18 protein-coding genes are annotated in these 17979 nt (G+C 62.8%); 3 read left to right on the forward strand and 15 right to left on the reverse strand.

Annotated features, from left to right (window positions below; all coding sequences use genetic code 11):
* The first annotated feature begins 26 nt into the window (after nucleotides 1-26).
* On the forward strand, nucleotides 27-1199 hold the full coding sequence (locus CAG41_RS15710) for a patatin-like phospholipase family protein (protein WP_085577674.1): 1173 nt from the start codon (nucleotides 27-29) through the stop codon (nucleotides 1197-1199).
* Between the two features lie 222 nt (nucleotides 1200-1421).
* Here CAG41_RS15710 and CAG41_RS15715 read toward each other — a convergent pair whose 3' ends face one another.
* From CAG41_RS15715 to puuE, 8 genes are all read right to left on the reverse strand, one after another.
* A complete protein-coding gene (locus CAG41_RS15715; protein WP_085577673.1) occupies nucleotides 1422-2207 on the reverse strand; it encodes an outer membrane protein OmpK in 786 nt (261 codons plus the stop codon).
* Between the two features lie 385 nt (nucleotides 2208-2592).
* Nucleotides 2593-3378 (reverse strand): outer membrane protein OmpK, encoded by a 786-nt coding sequence (locus CAG41_RS15720; RefSeq protein WP_085707175.1) that lies wholly within the window; start codon nucleotides 3376-3378, stop codon nucleotides 2593-2595.
* A 159-nt stretch (nucleotides 3379-3537) separates the two neighbouring features.
* Nucleotides 3538-4896 carry a nucleobase:cation symporter-2 family protein gene (locus CAG41_RS15725; protein WP_085577671.1) on the reverse strand — a complete coding sequence of 453 codons (1359 nt, stop codon included), beginning with the start codon at nucleotides 4894-4896 and terminating at the stop codon, nucleotides 3538-3540.
* 166 nt (nucleotides 4897-5062) lie between these two features.
* Nucleotides 5063-6376, reverse strand: a complete 1314-nt coding sequence (locus tag CAG41_RS15730; RefSeq protein WP_085656318.1) for a urate hydroxylase PuuD — start codon at nucleotides 6374-6376, stop codon at nucleotides 5063-5065.
* A 51-nt stretch (nucleotides 6377-6427) separates the two neighbouring features.
* A complete protein-coding gene (locus CAG41_RS15735) occupies nucleotides 6428-6931 on the reverse strand; it encodes an ureidoglycolate lyase (RefSeq protein ID WP_085577669.1) in 504 nt (167 codons plus the stop codon).
* 135 nt (nucleotides 6932-7066) lie between these two features.
* Nucleotides 7067-8068 carry an allantoicase gene (gene alc / locus CAG41_RS15740; protein ID WP_085577668.1) on the reverse strand — a complete coding sequence of 334 codons (1002 nt, stop codon included), beginning with the start codon at nucleotides 8066-8068 and terminating at the stop codon, nucleotides 7067-7069.
* A gap of 91 nt (nucleotides 8069-8159) precedes the next feature.
* On the reverse strand, nucleotides 8160-8675 hold the full coding sequence (uraD, locus tag CAG41_RS15745; protein WP_085577667.1) for a 2-oxo-4-hydroxy-4-carboxy-5-ureidoimidazoline decarboxylase: 516 nt from the start codon (nucleotides 8673-8675) through the stop codon (nucleotides 8160-8162).
* Nucleotides 8672-9598, reverse strand: a complete 927-nt coding sequence (gene puuE, locus CAG41_RS15750) for an allantoinase PuuE (RefSeq protein WP_085577666.1) — start codon at nucleotides 9596-9598, stop codon at nucleotides 8672-8674. Before puuE ends, uraD begins: the two co-directional genes overlap by 4 nt.
* 428 nt (nucleotides 9599-10026) lie before the next feature.
* Here puuE and uraH point away from each other — a divergent pair, with 428 nt between their 5' ends.
* Complete coding sequence (uraH, locus tag CAG41_RS15755; RefSeq protein ID WP_011333195.1) at nucleotides 10027-10380, forward strand: hydroxyisourate hydrolase; 354 nt, start codon at nucleotides 10027-10029, stop codon at nucleotides 10378-10380.
* A 209-nt stretch (nucleotides 10381-10589) separates the two neighbouring features.
* On the opposite strand, the gene CAG41_RS15760 is transcribed toward uraH, so the two are convergent.
* From CAG41_RS15760 to CAG41_RS15770, 3 genes are all read right to left on the reverse strand, one after another.
* Entirely contained in the window at nucleotides 10590-11216 is a 627-nt protein-coding gene (locus tag CAG41_RS15760) for a LysE family translocator (RefSeq protein ID WP_085577665.1), read from the reverse strand.
* 72 nt (nucleotides 11217-11288) lie between these two features.
* The gene (locus CAG41_RS15765; RefSeq protein ID WP_085577664.1) at nucleotides 11289-12638 is read right to left on the reverse strand and encodes an NCS2 family permease; all 1350 of its coding nucleotides are present in this window, start codon (nucleotides 12636-12638) and stop codon (nucleotides 11289-11291) included.
* 368 nt (nucleotides 12639-13006) lie between these two features.
* The gene (locus tag CAG41_RS15770; protein WP_085577663.1) at nucleotides 13007-13453 is read right to left on the reverse strand and encodes a MarR family winged helix-turn-helix transcriptional regulator; all 447 of its coding nucleotides are present in this window, start codon (nucleotides 13451-13453) and stop codon (nucleotides 13007-13009) included.
* 81 nt (nucleotides 13454-13534) lie between these two features.
* Between CAG41_RS15770 and CAG41_RS15775 the strand changes: the two genes are divergently transcribed.
* The gene (locus CAG41_RS15775; protein WP_085577662.1) at nucleotides 13535-14701 is read left to right on the forward strand and encodes a PLP-dependent aminotransferase family protein; all 1167 of its coding nucleotides are present in this window, start codon (nucleotides 13535-13537) and stop codon (nucleotides 14699-14701) included.
* 99 nt (nucleotides 14702-14800) lie between these two features.
* Here CAG41_RS15775 and CAG41_RS15780 read toward each other — a convergent pair whose 3' ends face one another.
* The 4 genes from CAG41_RS15780 to CAG41_RS15800 all read right to left on the reverse strand — a co-directional run bounded on the left by CAG41_RS15780 (nucleotide 14801) and on the right by CAG41_RS15800 (nucleotide 17921).
* Complete coding sequence (locus CAG41_RS15780; protein WP_085577661.1) at nucleotides 14801-15172, reverse strand: glutathione S-transferase N-terminal domain-containing protein; 372 nt, start codon at nucleotides 15170-15172, stop codon at nucleotides 14801-14803.
* Between the two features lie 102 nt (nucleotides 15173-15274).
* Nucleotides 15275-15820: a GTP cyclohydrolase I FolE gene (gene folE / locus CAG41_RS15785; protein WP_218189694.1), complete on the reverse strand. Its 546-nt coding sequence runs from the start codon at nucleotides 15818-15820 to the stop codon at nucleotides 15275-15277.
* Nucleotides 15821-16234: 414 nt separating this feature from the next.
* The gene (locus tag CAG41_RS15795; RefSeq protein ID WP_085656316.1) at nucleotides 16235-16765 is read right to left on the reverse strand and encodes a hypothetical protein; all 531 of its coding nucleotides are present in this window, start codon (nucleotides 16763-16765) and stop codon (nucleotides 16235-16237) included.
* A 598-nt stretch (nucleotides 16766-17363) separates the two neighbouring features.
* Nucleotides 17364-17921: a Smr/MutS family protein gene (locus CAG41_RS15800; protein WP_085577658.1), complete on the reverse strand. Its 558-nt coding sequence runs from the start codon at nucleotides 17919-17921 to the stop codon at nucleotides 17364-17366.
* Nucleotides 17922-17979 lie beyond the last annotated feature (58 nt).

Below are 17979 nucleotides of genomic sequence, written 5' to 3' on the forward strand. Positions count from 1 at the left end.
CCCTTAAGGCACCACGGAGCGTTGCGATGAGCCCAGCTGAACCGGTCACAGGTTTGATTCTTTCCGGCGGCGGGGCTCGGGCGGCCTATCAGGTCGGGGTGCTGGCAGCCATCGCCGAATTGCTGCCGCCGGGGGCGGACAACCCGTTCCCGGTGATCGTCGGCACGTCCGCCGGGGCGATCAACGCGGTCAGCCTGGCCAGCGGCGCCACGGATTTTCGCGCCGCCGTCGAGCGTCTCACCCAGTTCTGGCAAGGGTTCCGCAGCCACCGGGTGCTGCGCAGCGACTGGCCGGGGGTGATCCGCCAGGCCGCCCGGTTCGTGTTCCACAGCCTGCTGGGCCTGGGCCGGCGGGTGCCGGTGGCGTTGCTCAACAGTTCGCCGCTGCGCTCGCTGCTGCACGACAAGCTGCACATGCCCGGCATCGCCGAGTCCATCGCCCGCAAACAGCTGCATGCGGTAGCGGTGACGGCGTTCGGCTACGAGTCCGGCCAGGCCGTCACGTTCTATCAGGGCGGCGGCGCCATCGATGCGTGGCTGCGTCACCGGCGCATCGGCGTGCCGACCCAACTGTCGGTGGATCATCTGCTGGCCAGTTCGGCGATCCCGCTGCTGTTCGCCCCGGTGAAGATCGGCGCCGAGTTCTTCGGCGACGGCGCGGTGCGGCAGTCGGCGCCGATCAGCCCGGCGCTGCACCTGGGGGCGAGCCGGGTGCTGGTGGTGGGCGTGAGCGGCAACCCGCGCGGCGTCGATCCGCAGCAGCCGCTGGAACGCACCTACACCGGCCAGCAGCCGACGCTGGCGCAGATCGGCGGGCACATGCTCAACAGCACGTTCATCGACAGCCTGGAAAGCGACATCGAACTGCTCCAGCGCCTGAACCAGTTCAGCCATCTGCTGCCCGACGGCACGCCGACCCGGGCGTTGGGCGCGGCGCCGGTGGAGGTGCTGGTGATTTCGCCCAGCCAGCCGATCGACGAAATCGCGGCGCGGCACCGTCAGGAGCTGCCGGCGGCGTTGCGGGTGTTCCTGCGCGGGCCGGGCGCGACCAAGACCAGCGGGGCGGGGGTGCTGAGCTATCTGTTGTTCGAGGCGGGGTACTGCAGCGAGCTGATCGACCTGGGGCGGCGCGATGCGTTGGCCAAGCGCGATGAGCTGTGCCGGTTCCTGGGGATCGGCGAGGCGGTGGTGCCGGCCTGAGGCGTTCTCGGATGCAGGGTTGAACCCAAACCCTGTGGGAGCTGGCTTGCCAGCGATGACAGTGTGTCAGGCGGTGAAGCTGTCAGCTGTGCCAGCCTCATCGCCAGCAGGCTGGCTCCCACAGGTGATCCGGGTTGAATGCAGATTCTGTTGTCTCTGCAATGCCCTGTGGGAGCGAGCTTGCTCGCGATGGCGTCCGCAAGGACGCCGCTTAGGCCTGAATCAGAAGTGGAACTTCACCAGGAAGCTGGTCACGTTCTGATTGGTGGTGAACGCACGGGTGTCGTCGATCCCGTACTTGTCTTTCCAGTAGTCGTACTCGACGCCCACGTACAGCTGCTTCTCGCCGAAGCTCAGCGCCTTGCCCAGGTCGTACTTGATCTGCGGGTTGAAGTGCAGGTTGGCGTGGTAGTCGCCCTTGGAATTGGAGTCGTTGTCGACCACCCAGTCCATGAAGCCGTCGATCAGCACGTCCGACTTGCCGACCGGAATGGTGTAGGACCAGACCGGGGTGATCTGCCAGACGTTGTCACCGGCGCGCGGGCCTTCGGTGTGGCGCTGGTAGAAGTTCAGCTGGAAGTAGTCGAAGCCTGGGATCGCCAGGTCGAAGCCCGGGCCGATCAGGTAGGACTCGACGTCGCCTTCACCGAACTCGTAGGTCATCGCCAGCAGTACGTCCTTGACCGGGCCGAACTCGATCTTCTGGTCGAGGATCTTGCCCAGCGACAGGCGCGGGCTGAACTCGCCGTAGTAGGTGTTGTTGCCGACGCCGCCATCCGGCTTGCCGTTGTAGAAGATCTTGTCGATGAACAGGAAGTTGTCCCCGTACTTCCACGCATCGGCGTGCTCGAAGGTGACGGTCTGCTGAATGGCCGGGTTGACCTTGAAGTCTTTGCCGTACAGGTAGGTCAGGCTGTTGTTCTGCCATTGCAGCAGGTCGCCGGCCATGGCCTGGCCGCCGGCCAGCAAGGATCCCGCGAGCATCAGGCTGGTGCAGGTGCGTTTCATTCGGTTGCTCCCAAAGTAGGTGTTCCACGTTATTTTTCTAAGGTCGGCGCTCTGGTGTGGCGCCTTTTCTCGTTACTGCGAAAATCGTCCGTCCGGTCAGCTCCGCCGCTTGTGGCAGGTGCGTTCAGCAAGAGCTGCGCCAAGGCTTTCGGAAAGCAAAAAAACGCCCGTCCGGCTGCTGAAAAACAGTCGGATGAACGTGTTTTCGGAATGCCTCGGCACTGACCGCGGCCTGGATAAGTTGGCTTTTCGGTCAGGAATTAAATTCGGGCTTTTTTTTAGACCGAATTCAGGAGGCCGCGGAGAATACTGACTCGACGGCCAGGCCTCAAGTGCCCCGCAACAGAGCACCGACGACAGGTAAGGGGCGCGGTTGCGGGCCATCTCAGAAGTGCACCTTCACCAGCAGGCTGGCGGTGTTCTGGTTGGTGTCGAAACTGTGGCTGCTTTCGACGCCGTACTTGTTCTTCCAGTAGCTGTACTCGGTGCCCACGTACAGTTGCTTTTCGCGCCAGCCGAGGGCCTTGCCCAGGTCGTACTTGATCTGCGGGTTGATGTGCAGGTTGGCGTGGTAGGTGCCGCGCGCGTTCTCGTCGTTGTCCACCACCCAGTCGAGGTAGCCGTCGATCAGCACGTCGGAGTTGCCCACGGGAATGCTGTACGACCAGCCCGGCGTGATCTGCCAGACGCCGTCGCCGGGGCGCGGGCCTTCGGTCTGGCGGCGGTAGAAGTTGAGGGTGAAATAGTTGAAGCCCGGCACCTTGAGGTCGAAGCCGGGGCCGATCAGGTAGGCCTCGCTGTCGCCTTCGCCGTATTCGTAGGTCATCGCCAGCAGCACGTCCTTGACCGGGCCGAATTCGATCCGCTTGTCGAAGATCTTGCCGAACGACAGGCGCGGGCTGAATTCGCCGTAGAACGCGTGAGGGCCTTTGTTGCGGTCTTCCTGGCCGTTGTAGAAGATCTTGTCGACGAACAGGAAGTTGTCGCCGTACTTCCATTTGTCGGCGTGCTCGAACGTCACCGTCTGCTGGATCGACGGGTTGATCGCGAAGTTCTTGCCGTACAGGTAGCTCAGGCTGTTGGTCTGCCACAGCAGCAGGTCGCCGGCCATGGCCTGGGTGGCGGCCATCAGGCCACCGCTCAACAGCAATCCGGATTGCGTGCGAATCATCTGGTGCTCCCTCTTGTTATTGTTTTTCAGGCGCAGGGTTGCCCATCCCCTGTAGGCGCGAGCCTGCTCGCGAAGAGGGCGTGTCAGTCGCCGTCACTGTTGAATGACACACCGCTATCGCGAGCAGGCTCGCTCCCACAAGGGAGCTTCGTGTTGCCGTCAATGCGGGTGAGCGTGGCAGTCGTTGATCGTTGCGCGTTCGGCGCCGCCGAGGATGTTGAACAGCAGGTTCAGCACCAGGGCGCTGAGGGTGGCCATGGCGATGCCGCTGTGGGTGATCGGGCTCATCCACACCGGCAGGTGGGCGAAGAACTCCGGACGCACCACCGGGATCAGGCCCATGCCGATGCTCACCGCCACCAGCAGTTGGTTGCGCCGGTCGCCGATGTCGGCCTCCTGCAGGATCTTGATCCCGGTGGCCGCCACCATGCCGAACATCGCGATGGCCGCGCCGCCCAGCACCGCCGGCGGAATCGACGCCACCAGGAACGCTGCCTTGGGCAACAGGCTCAGCACGATCAGCAGGCCGCCGGCGACGATGGTCACCGAGCGGCAGCGCACGCCGGTCATCTGCACCAGGCCGATGTTCTGGGCGAACGAGGAATGGGTGAACGTGTTGAAGAAACCGGCGAAGAACGAGGCGGCGGCGTCGCACATCAGGCCGCGCCGCAGCCGGCGCGGGCAGACGTCTTCGCCGGTGATCTTGCCCAGCGCCAGGAACATGCCGGTGGACTCGACGAAGATGATCACCACCACCAGGCACATGGACAGGATCGGCGCCAGCTCGAACTTCGGCAGACCGAAATGCAGCGGGGTGACGAACTGCACCCAGGGCGCATTGGCCATGCCGCTCAGGTCGACCATGCCGAGGGCGCCGCAGAGCACATACCCCAGGCACATGCCGATCAGCACGGAGATGTTGACCCAGAAGCCGCGCATGAAGCGGTGGATCAGCAAAATGGTGGCCAGCACCAGGGCGGCGATGGCCAGGTAGACGGGGGAGCCGAACTGCGCGGCGGCGGCACCGCCGCCGGCCCAGTTCACGGCCACGGGGAACAGCGAAAGGCCGATCGAGGTGATGACCGTGCCGGTCACCAGCGGCGGGAAGAAGCGCACGACCTTGGACATGAACGGCGCGATGAGCATGCCGAAGAACCCGGCGGCGATGGTCGCGCCGAAGATCCCCTGCAGGCCGATGCCGGGCATGCCGGCCATGGCGACCATGCTGCCGACGGCGGCGAAGCTGGCGCCCATCATCACCGGCATGCGGATGCCCATCGGGCCGATGCCCAGGGACTGGACGATGGTGGCGATGCCGGCGACCAGCAGGTCGGCGTTGATCAGGAAGGCGATTTCCTCGCGACTCAGGCCTGCGGCCTGTCCGATGATCAGCGGAACCGCGATGGCGCCGCCGTACATCAGCAGAACATGTTGCAGACCGACCAGGATCAGTTGCAAAAGGGGCAAACGCTGAATGGCGGGTGCGTCGGGGATGCGCGCTTTGGACAGCTCGGACATGCAACACCTCGGATCTTTTTATTCTTGTGATTGAACAGCGGTGGTGGTGCGCACCGCTGTCATTTGCATCAGGCTGACCGCGTTGCGGTCAATCGCGAGCAGGCTCGCTCCTACAGGTTTTGTATGACCTGTGTAGGAGCGAGCCTGCTCGCGATGCTTTTACTGCTTAGTTGGTCTGCGCTCCCTGGGCGATCCATGCACCGATCAGGTCACGTTCCTGCTGGGTCATCTGGGTGATGTTGCCCAGCGGCATGATCTGCGTGGTGATGGCCTGGGCCTGGATCCGCGCCGCGTTCTGGCGGATCTGCTCGGGGGTGTCGAACATCACGCCGGCAGGGGCTGCGCTGAACAGCGGGCTGGTCGGCTTGGCCGAGTGGCAGACCGCGCAACGTTCCTGGATCACGCTGTGCACCTTGTCGAACGCAGGGCCTGCGCTGGACGCCTGGGCCGGTGCGGCGGCAGGGGCTGCGGGTGCGGCCGGCTGCGCGGCCTCGGCCGGTTTGGCGCCGCCGCCCAACGCCGTTTCCGGCAGGGGCTGGTACTCGATCTTCGCCGGAGCCTTGGCCACGTCCGGGGCGGTCGGGGCGGTGGCGGGGCCGGTCACGTAGGCCAGGCTGATCATGCCCACCGCTGCCACCGGCAAGGTCCAGGCGAACTTGTGGCTGTCGTGGCGGGTGTTGAAGTAGTGGCGCACCAGCACCGCCAGCACCGCGATCCCGGCCAGGATCAGCCAGTTGTACTGGCTGCCGTAGGTGCTCGGGAAGTGGTTGCTGATCATGATGAACAGCACCGGCAGGGTGAAGTAGTTGTTGTGGCGCGAGCGCAGCAGGCCTTTGGCCGGCAGGGCCGGATCCGGCGTGCGGTTCTCGGCGATCGCGGCCACCAGGGCGCGCTGGGCCGGCATGATGATGCGGAACACGTTGCCGACCATGATGGTGCCGATGATCGCGCCGACGTGCAGGTACGCGCCGCGGCCGCTGAACACTTTGCTGAAGCCGTAGGCCGCGCCGATGATCAGCACGAACAGGATGAAGCCGAGCAGGGCGGGTTTCTTGCCCAGCGGCGAATCGCACAGGAAGTCGTAGATGAACCAGCCTGCGATCAGCGCGCCGACGCCGATGGCCACGCCTTCAGGGCCGCTCAGGCCGCTGCCGGGCGCCACGAGGTAGAGCACGGGGTTGGAGTAGAACACCACGCACAGCAGCGCGATCCCCGACATCCAGGTGAAGTAGGCTTCCCACTTGAACCAGTGCAGGTTCTCCGGCATCGACGGCGGGGCCAGCTTGTACTTTTCCAGGTGATAGATGCCGCCGCCGTGGATCGCCCACAGATCGCCCGCAAGACCGGTTTTCGGGTTGACGCGGTTGAGGTTGTTCTCCAGCCAGACGAAGTAGAACGACGCGCCGATCCAGGCCACGCCGGTGATCATGTGAACCCAGCGCACGCTCAGGTTCAGCCATTCCAACAGATGTGCTTCCACAGTCGTTACCTCTCGCCCGTCACGCTTGTCGTCGCGTGATCGGACCTTCTCTTATTGGTGGGGGGCGAGGATCAGACGCTCATCCTCTTTGAAGAAATGCTCATCGCAGTTGTTGCCTGAGCCACTGCGATCAACCACCAGGAAGTCATCCCGCTTTTCGATCGTCAGCACCGGGTGGTGCCAGACGCCGCGATGGTAATTGATGCCCTGCCTGCCGTTGGTGACGAAGGCGCGGACCAAGCCTGATACAGGTGCATCGCCAAGTGGCGCGACCACGATCAGAAAGGGGTTGCCGAGCAGCGGAATGAAAGCCTGGCTGCCCAGCGGATGGCGTTCCAGCATGCTCACGGTCAGCGGCATGTCCAGCGCGTCGGCGCGGAAGATGCTGATGATCGCGTTGTCCTCTGGCGTGGCGGTCTCGACCGTGGCCAGTTTGTGAAAGCGCATGGTCGAACCGTTGTTGATCATGAAGTGATCGCTGCCGTCGGTTTCGATGACGTCACCGAAAGGGGCGAAGGCTTCTTTGGTCAGCGGTTCAATCGTCAGTGTGCGCATGCTGTTCTTCTTATCCAAGATTCTGTGTTGTTAGAACTGTCGCCATCGTCGGAACGCCGCCCGGGGCAAGCCCGCTCCCACAGTGAGCTGTGGCGTTCACAAGACCTGTGGGAGCTGGCTTGCCAGCGATGGGGTTCAGCCTTGTTTAGCGACCTTGCCGAACAGGCGCAGACGGCTCACGCCACCGTCCGGGAACACGTTCAGGCGGATGTGGGTGATCGGGCCCAGTGCCTTGATCTGCTCGACGAAGGTGTGTTCGGCGTGCATCTCCAGCTTCTGGCTCGGCAACAGTTCACGCCAGAACAGCGACTGGGTCTCGATCTGGCTGTCGGTGCCGCCCTTCACGAAGGCGCCCTGGATCGAGCAGCTGTCGGGGTAGTTGCCCTTGAAGTGCAGGGTGTCGACGACGATCTTCTCGATCTCGCCCGGATGGCCCAGGGCGACGATGACCCAGTCGTTGCCTGGCGTGCGGCGGCGTGCGGTTTCCCAGCCGTCGCCCATGTTGATGCCGCGGCCCGGGTTGAGGATGTTGCTCATGCGGCCGAAGTGTTCGTCGGAGCAGGCGAGGGCGCGACCGCCGTTGAGGGCGGCGGCCAGGTCCACTTGCTCGTTGTCGCCGACGGCGGACCAGTCACGGAACGGAATGCCGTACACGCGCAGACGGGCCACGCCGCCGTCCGGGTAGATGTTGAAGCGCAGGTGGCTGAACGCCTGGTCGTTGCTGATTTCATGGTAGTGGTGGCTGTTGCCTTGCAGCTCGACGGCCGACAGCACTTCGGTCCACTGGGTGTTCTCGTCCGGCTCGCCGGAGGCCAGGAAGCAGGCTTCCAGGGAGGCCGACGGCGGGAAGTTGCCGGTGAAGAATGAGGTGTCGATGTCCACGCCCTTGATCGAGCCCGGCACGCCCAGGCGGATCACTGCGCTGTCGTAGCCTTCGAAGCGCTTGCGGCGGGATTCCCAGCCGTCCATCCACTTGCCGTTGTCATCGAACACGCCCTCCTTCCAGACGGCCGGGGTCGGTTGGAACAGACGGTTGGCGTCTGCGAACCAGTCATCGGTGACCGAGATGATCTTGGTGCCCAGGCGGGCATCAGCCAGGTTGACGAACTTCTCGAAAGGTACGGCGTAAGCTTTCATTCTTCTTGTCTGCCTTTAAATATGTGGCTGGGGATGCTTGCGGGGCCCTGGGAAACACAAGCGTTCTAGAGGTTTCTCGGGCCAGGCTCGCTCAAAGAGTCAGTAAACGGAACAGGGCGATCTTGTTGATCTCCGCCAGCGCGCACTTGAACTCGGTGTCCACCGGGTTGTGGATGCGCGTTTCGAACGCCGCGAGGATCTGATGCCGGTTGCTCCCCTTTACCGCCATGATGAAGGGAAACTTGAACTTGGCCTTGTAGGCGTCGTTCAGCTCGGTGAAGCGCTGGAACTCTTCGGCCGTGCATTGGTGGATACCGGCGCCGGCTTGTTCGTTGGTGCTGGCTTCGGTCAGTTGGCCCTGGACGGCGGCTTTGCCGGCCAGGTCCGGGTGGGCGTTGATCAGGGCAAGCTGGCTTGCGTGATCGGCGCTCAACAGGATATCGCTCATGCGCTGGTGCAGGGTCTCGATCTCGTCGAGCGAAGCGTCCTGGCCCAGGTCGAAGGCCTTTTCGGCCACCCATGGCGAATGTTCGTAGATGTCGGCGAAGGCCTTGACGAAGGCGTCGCGGCCCAGGGCCGACGGCTTGACGGTCTGGAAGGTACTCATTTGGCGGCCCCTTGGTACGGGTGGGTCGCGTGCCAGTGGCGTGCGATGTCGACGCGGCGGCTGAACCACACCTGCTCATGGCTCTTGGCGTATTCGAGGAAGCGCTTGAGTGAGGCCAGGCGCGCCGGACGGCCCACCAGGCGGCAGTGCAGGCCGATCGAGAGCATCTTCGGCGCCTCGGCGCCTTCGGCGTAGAGCACGTCGAACGCGTCCTTGAGGTATTCGAAGAAGTCGTCGCCCTTGTTGAAGCCCTGCACCTGGGTGAAGCGCATGTCGTTGGTGTCGAGGGTGTATGGGATCACCAGGTGCGGCTTGCCGGTCGGGTTGTTCGGTTCCCAGTAGGGCAGGTCGTCGTCGTAGGTGTCGCTGTCGTAGAGGAAACCGCCTTCTTCCATCACCAGCCGGCGGGTGTTCGGGCCGGTGCGGCCGGTGTACCAGCCCAGCGGGCGTTCGCCGGTAATTTCGGTGAGGATGCGGATCGCTTCGAGCATGTGCTCGCGCTCCTGGGCCTCGTCCATGTACTGGTAGTCGATCCAGCGGTAGCCGTGGCTGCAGATCTCGTGGCCGGCCTGGGCCATCGCGCGGATCACGTCCGGGTGGCGCTGGGCGGCCATGGCGACGGCGAACACGGTCAGGGGAATGTCGAATGCCTTGAACAGTTTCAGGATCCGCCACACGCCGGCGCGGCTGCCATACTCGTAAAGGGATTCCATGCTCATGTTGCGCACGCCCTGCAGAGGCTGCGCCGCGACCATCTCGGAAAGGAAGGCTTCGGATTCCTTGTCGCCGTGCAGGACGTTGCGCTCGCCGCCTTCTTCGTAGTTGAGCACGAAGGACAGGGCGATCCGGGCATTGCCCGGCCAGTGTGGGTGAGGAGGGTTACTGCCGTAACCGATCAGGTCGCGTGGATAGTCAGCGCTCACTGCAGTCTTCCTTCTTATTCGTTGACAGGTGGTGTGGCGCCCTGGCGTGAGGTGGCAGGCTGGCGTCACAGCGATGGGCTGATTGTATACAACTTTATTCTCAGTTTGTAAGCCTGAATTTTCGCATTTTTCGCCGGCCGTCATCTTTTCCTGATAAAGGCGTGAGCCTGCAAGAAATCTGCCTGACCGGTCAGCTAATGGATCAGGGGTTCAATGAAAGCAGGGATTGCCGGCGAATCGGCGGCAAATCGGCGGATGGCGGGGGTGGACGGAAAAATGTCGTTTTTATTGTGTACAATTTTTCTTAGAAGTGTCTTAATCAGTCGCTCGCCGCAGCTTTTCGGGCTCCGAATCGGTGCGGCCTCCTTTCAACTGACTTCGGGAGGCGCGAGGCCTGACTGCTTCCGGCAGGCAGGCGCGCAGAATCAATGGGACGTTTGACGACACACGTTTTGGACGCTGCACACGGTTGCCCGGGCAGCTCGATCAAGGTCGAGCTGTACCGCGTTGAGGGTTCGCACCTGGAATTGGTCGCCAGTGCGCTCACCAACAGCGACGGCCGGGTCGATGCGCCGCTGCTGCAGGGCGATGACTACCGCACCGGGGTCTATCAGGTGCAGTTCCATGCCGGCGACTACTACCGCGCCCGTGGCGTCCAGCTGCCGGAGCCGGCGTTTCTGGACGTGGTGGTGCTGCGCTTCGGCATCTCTGCCGAGCAAGACCATTACCACGTGCCGCTGCTGATCTCGCCGTACAGCTATTCCACCTATCGGGGCAGCTGACCCCCAAGCAACTGCCCCCGCCGGGAAGCGACTGCGCATATAGCTTCTTTGGTCTTTCGCCCGCTCACACTGCGGGCTTTTTTTTGCCTGCAGAAAAGTTGTGCCTGTGCTGATGCCATCGCTGGCAAGCCAGCTCCCACAGTGTCCAGGTCGTGCGCAATAAATCTGAACACCCCGAGCCTGTGGGAGCTGGCTTGCCAGCGATGCTTTTACCGGCTAAGCAGAGACGCCGCCCCTGCGCCGCTGAACAGCCCGGCGCTGACCCGGTTGAACCAGCTCTGGCCCTTGCCGCTGCGCAGGTAACGCGCCGCGCCGTGGGCCCCGAGGCCGTAGGCCAGCTTGCAGCACAGGTCGAGCACCACCCAGGTCGCGATCATGATCAGCAGCTGCGGCAGGAACGGCTGCTGGGCGCTGAGGAACTGCGGCAGGAAGGCGGCGAAGAACAGGATGTCCTTGGGGTTGCTGGCGCCCAGCACGAAAGCGCGCCCGAACAGCGTGCGAAAGCGCGGAACCGGCGCGGCCTGGGGCACTTCGGCGCCGACCGACGGCAGGCGCGATTGCTGCCAGCTCTGCCATGCGAGGTAGAACAGGTACAGCGCACCGACGATCTTCAAGGCGCTGAACAGTTGCTCCGAGGCCAGCAGCAACGCGCCGAGCCCCAGCGCCGAGGCGCTGAGCAGGCAGATCGAGGCGATCACGCCACCGAGAAACGCCGGGTAAGAGCGGCGCAGCCCATAGTTCAGGCTGTTGCTGATCATGAGCAGCGACAGCGGCCCGGGAATGAGGATCACCACCAATGCAGCGCCGCTGAACAGCAACCAGGTTTCCAGACTCATCACTTTCCTCCATTTGCGCAAAAGCCTCACCCGAAGGGGTGAGGCCGGTTCGTAGCCAGATCCGCGTGACGCTTACAAGAAGATGAACTTGGCGATGAAGATCGCGCAGAGCACCCACAGACTGACGGAAATTTCCTTGTACTTGCCGGTGCCGGCCTTCAGCGCCACGTAGGTGATGAAGCCCAGCGCGATGCCGTCGGCCACCGAGAAGGTCAGCGGCATCATGATCGCGGTGACGATCGCCGGAATGCTGTCGGTCGCCTCGTCCCATTCGATGTGGGCCATGCCGCCCATCATCAGCATCGCGACATAGATCAGCGCGCCGGCGGTGGCGTAGGCGGGAATCATGCCGGCCAGCGGGGCGAAGAACATGGCGGCAATAAATAGCACACCCACGGTGACGGCGGTAAGACCGGTCCGACCGCCAGCGGCCACGCCGGCGGCGCTTTCCACGTAACTGGTGACCGGCGGTACGCCGACTACGGCACCGAACACGCTGGAGGCGCTGTCGGCTTTCATGGCGCGGGACAGGTTTTCGATGCGCCCGTCAGCCCCCACCAGGTTGGCCCGCTGGGCAACGCCCATCAGGGTGCCGGCGGTGTCGAACATGTGCACGAACAGGAAAGCGAGCACGACGCTGATCATGCTGACGTTGAACACGCCGGCCACGTTCATGGCCATCCAGGTCGGGGCCAGGCTCGGCGGGGCCGACAGGATCCCTTCGTAGTGCACCAGGCCCAGGCCCCAGCCGGCGAGGGTCACGGTGATGATGCTGATGAGGATCGCGCCGAACACCTTGTGGTAGCTGAGGATCGCGATCATCAGGAAGCACAGGGCGGCGAGCAGCGGGCCCGGCTCGCGCAGGGAGCCGAGCTTGATCAGGGTGGCCGGGCTGTCGACCACGATGCCGGCGGTCTTCAGGCCGATCAGCCCCAGGAACAGGCCGACGCCGGCGCCCATCGCAAAGCGCAGGCTGACCGGAATGCTGTTGAGCAGCCATTCGCGGATGCGCGAGAAGGTCAGGATCATGAACAGCACGCCGGAGACGAACACCGCACCGAGCGCGGTCTCCCAGTTGTAGCCCATGGTGCCGACCACGGTGTAGGTGAAGAACGCATTGAGGCCCATCCCCGGCGCCAGGCCCACCGGCCAGTTGGCGTACAGGCCCATCAGCAGGCAGCCCAGCGCCGCCGCGATGCAGGTGGCGACGAACGCCGCACCGTGGTCGATGCCGGCGTCGGCCATGATGTTCGGGTTGACGAAAATGATGTAGGCCATGGTGATGAAGGTTGTCAGACCGGCAATCAGCTCGGTCTTCACCGTGGTGCCGTGCAAGCTGAGTTTGAAGATGCGCTCCAACAGGCCGTTGCGTAACGGCGGCGAGAGATCCAGCGTCGATGCTTCGGATTTGCGGCTTTCCACAGCGGTACTCCTCAAGAGTTTTATTGTTATTTCCAGGGCCGGACCCAGGAGGGGTGGCAGCGGCCCTTTGAGGCTTACGCGAATTTGTTGACCGTTAGGTCAGGAACTCGCACGCAGTGGATTATGCTTTTGTATACAAATAAAGCAAATAATGTTTTTGGCTTTGTCGACGAAAGATCTGGCGATAGGGCTATATCGCCATTGCCGAGCCTGCGGGCGCTGCCGACATCTTTGTTGTCTGGCCCACCGTCATCGCCGGCAGGCCGGCTCCCACAGGTATCCCAGCCGTGTGCAAGATGCAGGTACACCATAAAACTGTGGGCGCTGGGGTGCGAGGATTCGACTGGCCAGCGATGGGGCCGGTCGGATCAGTCGGGATGAGCCTGACTGTTCCCCAATGCCAGGTTCACCGCCAGCCAGCCGTTCACCGCTGCCTCTCCGGCTTCGCCGAACACCCGCTCCAGCAGTTTCACTTGCTCGCGCCGCAGCGCCTGTTCGAACTTCGCGCCTTCGGCCGTGAGTTCCAGCAGGCGCTTACGCTTGTCGGTCTGCGACGCCACGCTGTCCACCAGGTGCATTTCCTGCAACTGCCGCAGCGGCATGTTCAGCGCCTGCTTGCTGACGCCGAGCAAGGCCAGCAGCTCCTTGACGCTCAGGTTGGGGTAGCGGGCGATGAAAAACACGATGCGCTGATGCACCCGGGACAGACCCCGCCGTTCAAGCATTTCGTCAGCCTTGGCGGTGAACGCCTGATAGCCGAAGAAAAACGCTTCCATGGCCTGTTGCTGGCTGACGGGGCTTTTAAGGTCAATCATGTTGACGTACTCGCTCGGACTGTCGTAGTTTCGGTCAAGCAGTTTGACTCAACTCCCTCAACCCTCGCCAGCGGTGATTCCATGGCTTTTTCCGAACGTGTCTCGCGCCTCAAAAGTTCTCTGATCCGTGAAATCCTCGCCGCCGCCCAACGGCCGGAAGTGATGTCGTTCGCCGGTGGCCTGCCGGCCGAAGCCATGCTGCCGAACGTCGAATGGAGCGACATGCCGGTGACCCTCGGCCAATACGGCATGAGCGAAGGCGAACCGGCCTTGCGCGAAAGGCTCGCGGCCGAGGCGAGGGCGCTGGGCCTGCCGTGCGCGGCGAGCCAGGTGCTGGTGGTCAGCGGCTCGCAGCAGACCCTCGATCTGGCGGCCAAGCTGTACATCGACAAGGGCACGCCAATCCTGCTCGAAGCACCGACCTACCTGGCGGCGCTGCAGATTTTCCAGCTGTTCGGCGCTGACTGCCTGACCGTTCCGCTGGAGGCGGACGGCCCGGATCTTGGGCAACTGCGTCAGCGCCTTGAACGGCATCGTCCGGCGTTCGTCTACTTGATCCCGACCTTCCAGAACCCGTCGGCCGTGCGTTACAGCGAAGCCAAGCGCGAAGCCGTCGCTGCGCTGCTGGACGAATTCGGCGTCACGCTGATCGAGGACGAGCCCTACCGCGAGCTGACCTTTGACGGCGGCAGCGCCCGGCCGATCGCCGGACGCTTGAAGAAATCCAGCTGGATCTACACCGGCACGGTGTCCAAGACGCTGCTGCCGGGCTTGCGCGTCGGTTACCTGATCGCGAGTCCCGACCTGTTTCCCCACCTGCTCAAGCTCAAGCAGTCGGCGGACCTGCACACCAACCGCATCGGCCAGTGGCAAGCCCTGCAATGGATCGGCAGCGAGCACTACCGGGCGCACCTGGCCCGGTTGCGCGATTTCTACCGTGAGCGCCGCGACGCGTTCCAGTCGGCGCTGGAGAGGCACTTTTCAGACCTGGCGGACTGGAACGCGCCCCAGGGCGGGCTGTTTTTCTGGCTGACCCTCAAGCGACCGCTGGACACCCGCACCTTGCTCGACGCTGCGCTGGCCGATGACGTGGCGTTCATGCCGGGGGAACCGTTCTTTCCGGAGCCAGAGCGCAACCTCGGTCATTTGCGGCTGAACTTCAGCCACATCGATCCGCAGCGGCTGGATGAAGGGATCAAGCGATTGGCGGCGGTGGTTCGGCGGGCGCAGGCGGACGAGGCGGCCTGAAAACGAACAAACCGGCTCAGGGGCCGGTTTGTTTTTTCTGGAACATGTGGCGATCCGGCAGGCCTCATCGCCAGCCTGCTGGCGATGGCCAAACCGCGGTCAGGCTGCGGCAAACCGCTTGTCCAGATATTCGATGATCACCTTGGACTCATACATCCAGGTGGTCTGGCCGTTCTCTTCGATGCGCAGGCACGGCACCTTGATCTTGCCGCCCTGTTCCAGCAGGGCCTGGCGGTGCTGCTCGTCGTTCTTCGCATCGCGCAGGGCCACCGGCACGTTCAGGCGGCGCAGGGTGCGGCGGGTCTTCACGCAGAACGGGCAGGCGTGGAACTGGTACAGGGTCAGCTCTTTGGCGGCGGCATCCACCTGGGCCTGGGCGGCGGCGGGGCGCTGTTTCTTGCTTGGGCGGGTCAGGAAGTCGATGAAGATGATCAGTTGGCCGAGGCCGACACGAAGCGCTTTGACGAACACGTTACAAGCCTCACAGGGACATTGGAGAAGGCGCGCAGCTTACCCGATTTTTCGCGCACGAAAAAAAACCGGCGATCAACGCCGGTTTTCCTGAATCGCGGATCACTTGATCAGGCTGAGGAACTCGCTGCGGGTCGCCGCGTTCTCGCGGAACTCACCCAGCATCACCGAGGTGATCATCGACGAATTCTGCTTCTCCACACCGCGCATCATCATGCACATGTGCTTGGCCTCGATCACCACCGCCACGCCCAGGGCGCCAGTGACTTGCTGCACCGCGTCGGCGATCTGGCGGCTGAGGTTCTCCTGGATCTGCAGGCGGCGGGCGTACATGTCGACGATCCGCGCCACCTTGGACAGGCCCAGCACCTTGCCGCTCGGGATGTAGGCGACGTGGGCCTTGCCGATGAACGGCAGCAGGTGGTGTTCGCACAACGAGTACAGCTCGATGTCCTTGACCAGCACCATTTCGCTGTTGTCGGAGCTGAACAGGGCACCGTTGGTGACCTCTTCGAGCGTCTGTTGGTAACCGCGGCAGAGGTACTGCATGGCCTTGGCTGCACGTTTTGGGGTGTCGAGCAGGCCCTCGCGGGACACGTCTTCGCCCAGTTGGCCGAGGATCGCGGTGTAGTTCTGTTCCAGTGTCACAGAGGCTGATTCCATAAGGGTTTCAGTGGGGTACTGTTTCTGTCCGTACCGATTGTGTGCCGCTCAAGCCACTGTCGGGCCGTCCGGGTCTCCTCGACCAGGGCTCAGGTCAAAGGCTACGTCTGGACGTGACCGGGCTGAGTGGCGATAAACGCAGGGTTCATACCCGCCATGCGGCACATGGTAGCGTAAGTGGGTGGGCGTTTGTATGGCCGACGGGCGTGAATCCCCAATTCGATTGGCTGCGCCGGGCGGTGTCCGACGTTCAGGCCACCCTGCGTAGGGGGCGGAAGCCTTGACCGACCGAAGGTGCTCTTTCTGGGTGAAGGCGGCTGGCGGTGCGCGGGTGAAAGGTTTGGAATGCCGTGTGCAGCCGCAGGAACCGGAACGTCAGGCCCTGCGGCCGCAGGTCGGTCAGCCGATCTGGACGATAGGCCCGGGAGACGTCTTGCTCGGATCCAATTTGATTGGGCCGAAGGTGAGCGACACCATGCTCACGCTGTTGGAGAACGAAGCGGTGCCGTGGCCGTTGTTCGCCATGGTCGCCCAACGGATGCGCGAGTACCCGATCGTGGAAGGCGTACTGGTGACCTTGTTCCCGTTACTGACCGGTCCGCACACGAACTCCATGGTCTGTTGACCCTCCAGAAGGTCCATGTTCCACCACCGGACGTTTGCGATGACGTTGGTTGCATCCAATACGTCGTTGAGAACGACGCTGAACGTCGCCGAAACAATGTCGAAGCCCGTTTCATTCACCAGAACCGGGGCGACAGATAGAACAGAGCCTGAGAGGGGAGGGTAGATTTCCTGGCTGTTCTGGTTGAACTGCAGGGTGCCGGGCAGATCCAGCGTGAGGGAAATGCCGTTCTGTTTGAAGATGGTGAAGGTCTTGACCTGTCCTTGATATTTTTCCGACGCTTGTTCCTTGAGTGCTTGTGACATTTTAATTTCCTTTTTTTATTTGCCTTGAAGTTCGGTAGTTGAACTTCTCCCTGTTGCGCGCATCCGGCCTTGGAAACGCGCTCGGCAATTTTTGTAGGACAATTCCACTCTGTCAATGTTTGCCATGGTCTTTTTGTTTAAGGTTAGTTGCTGCGGTTTTATATTTCGAAGTTAACTAAAAAAGTGTGTCTCTTTAACTATTGGCTATTTGTGGAATGGAGCGGAAGGGCCTTTCGCGCAGGCCAGGTGGATAGAGGGCACCCGTGGATGTGCCTTTGGCAATGTGTAGGTGCGAAACATATATCGCGATTGGCTATATATAAGAAGTGGGTTTGGCGAGAGAGGTGTTTGCGTTTAATGCCACCGACAGATCAATACATTGATGGTCAAAGTATTGACTGGTGCGCAGACAGGAAAGGTAAAAGACTGAGTGTCCTACAGATAATGAAGTTTGCGCAGACGTGTTTGGCGTGCAGAAGAGCCAAGAGTTGCGCAGCAATGGATGAAAGGGCGTTCGCCGCACTTCCTTGGCAATCGTCTGTTTCGAAATGGACGGGGCGGCGGCTTGCACCGCTCCCGCCGCATCGGCCGGACGACGCTATTCGTCGCGGCCTTCCATCATGGTGCGTTTGAGCATCACGTACACCGAGCCTGCGCCGCCGTGCCGGGGCTGGCACGAGGTGAAGCCGAGCACCTGCGGATGCTGGCGCAGCCAGGTGTTGACGTGGCTCTTGATCATCGGCCGCTTGCCGTCCAGCCGCACGGCCTTGCCGTGGGTGACGCGCACGCAGCGGATCTCGAGCTTCGTGGCTTCGGCCAGGAACGCCCACAGGGTCTCCCGGGCCTTTTCGACAGTCATGCCATGCAGGTCGAGGCTGCCCTCGAACGGGATCTGGCCGGCCTTGAGCTTGCGCACCTGGCTTTCCTGGACGCCGTCGCGGGCCCACATCAGCTCGTCTTCCGGGCCGACGTCGATCACGAACTGATCCGACAGACCGTCGACGGTGGTGGCATCGGTGCGCACGGTCGCGGACTGGCGCAGCTTGGCGATCTGTGCACGGTCGGCCTTGGGTTTGCCGGTGTCGGCGCGGTCGTGCTTGATCGGCTTGACGCCTTGGATCGCACTTTTGAACAGGGAAAAATCGTCGTCTTGCATGTCAGCCTCCGCGAAGGGCGGCCAGTTTACCCAAGTCGACGCAAAACGGCCCGGCAAA

The sequence above is a fragment of the Pseudomonas sp. B35(2017) genome, from assembly GCF_002113645.1.
GTDB classification, from domain to species: Bacteria; Pseudomonadota; Gammaproteobacteria; order Pseudomonadales; family Pseudomonadaceae; genus Aquipseudomonas; species Aquipseudomonas ekonensis.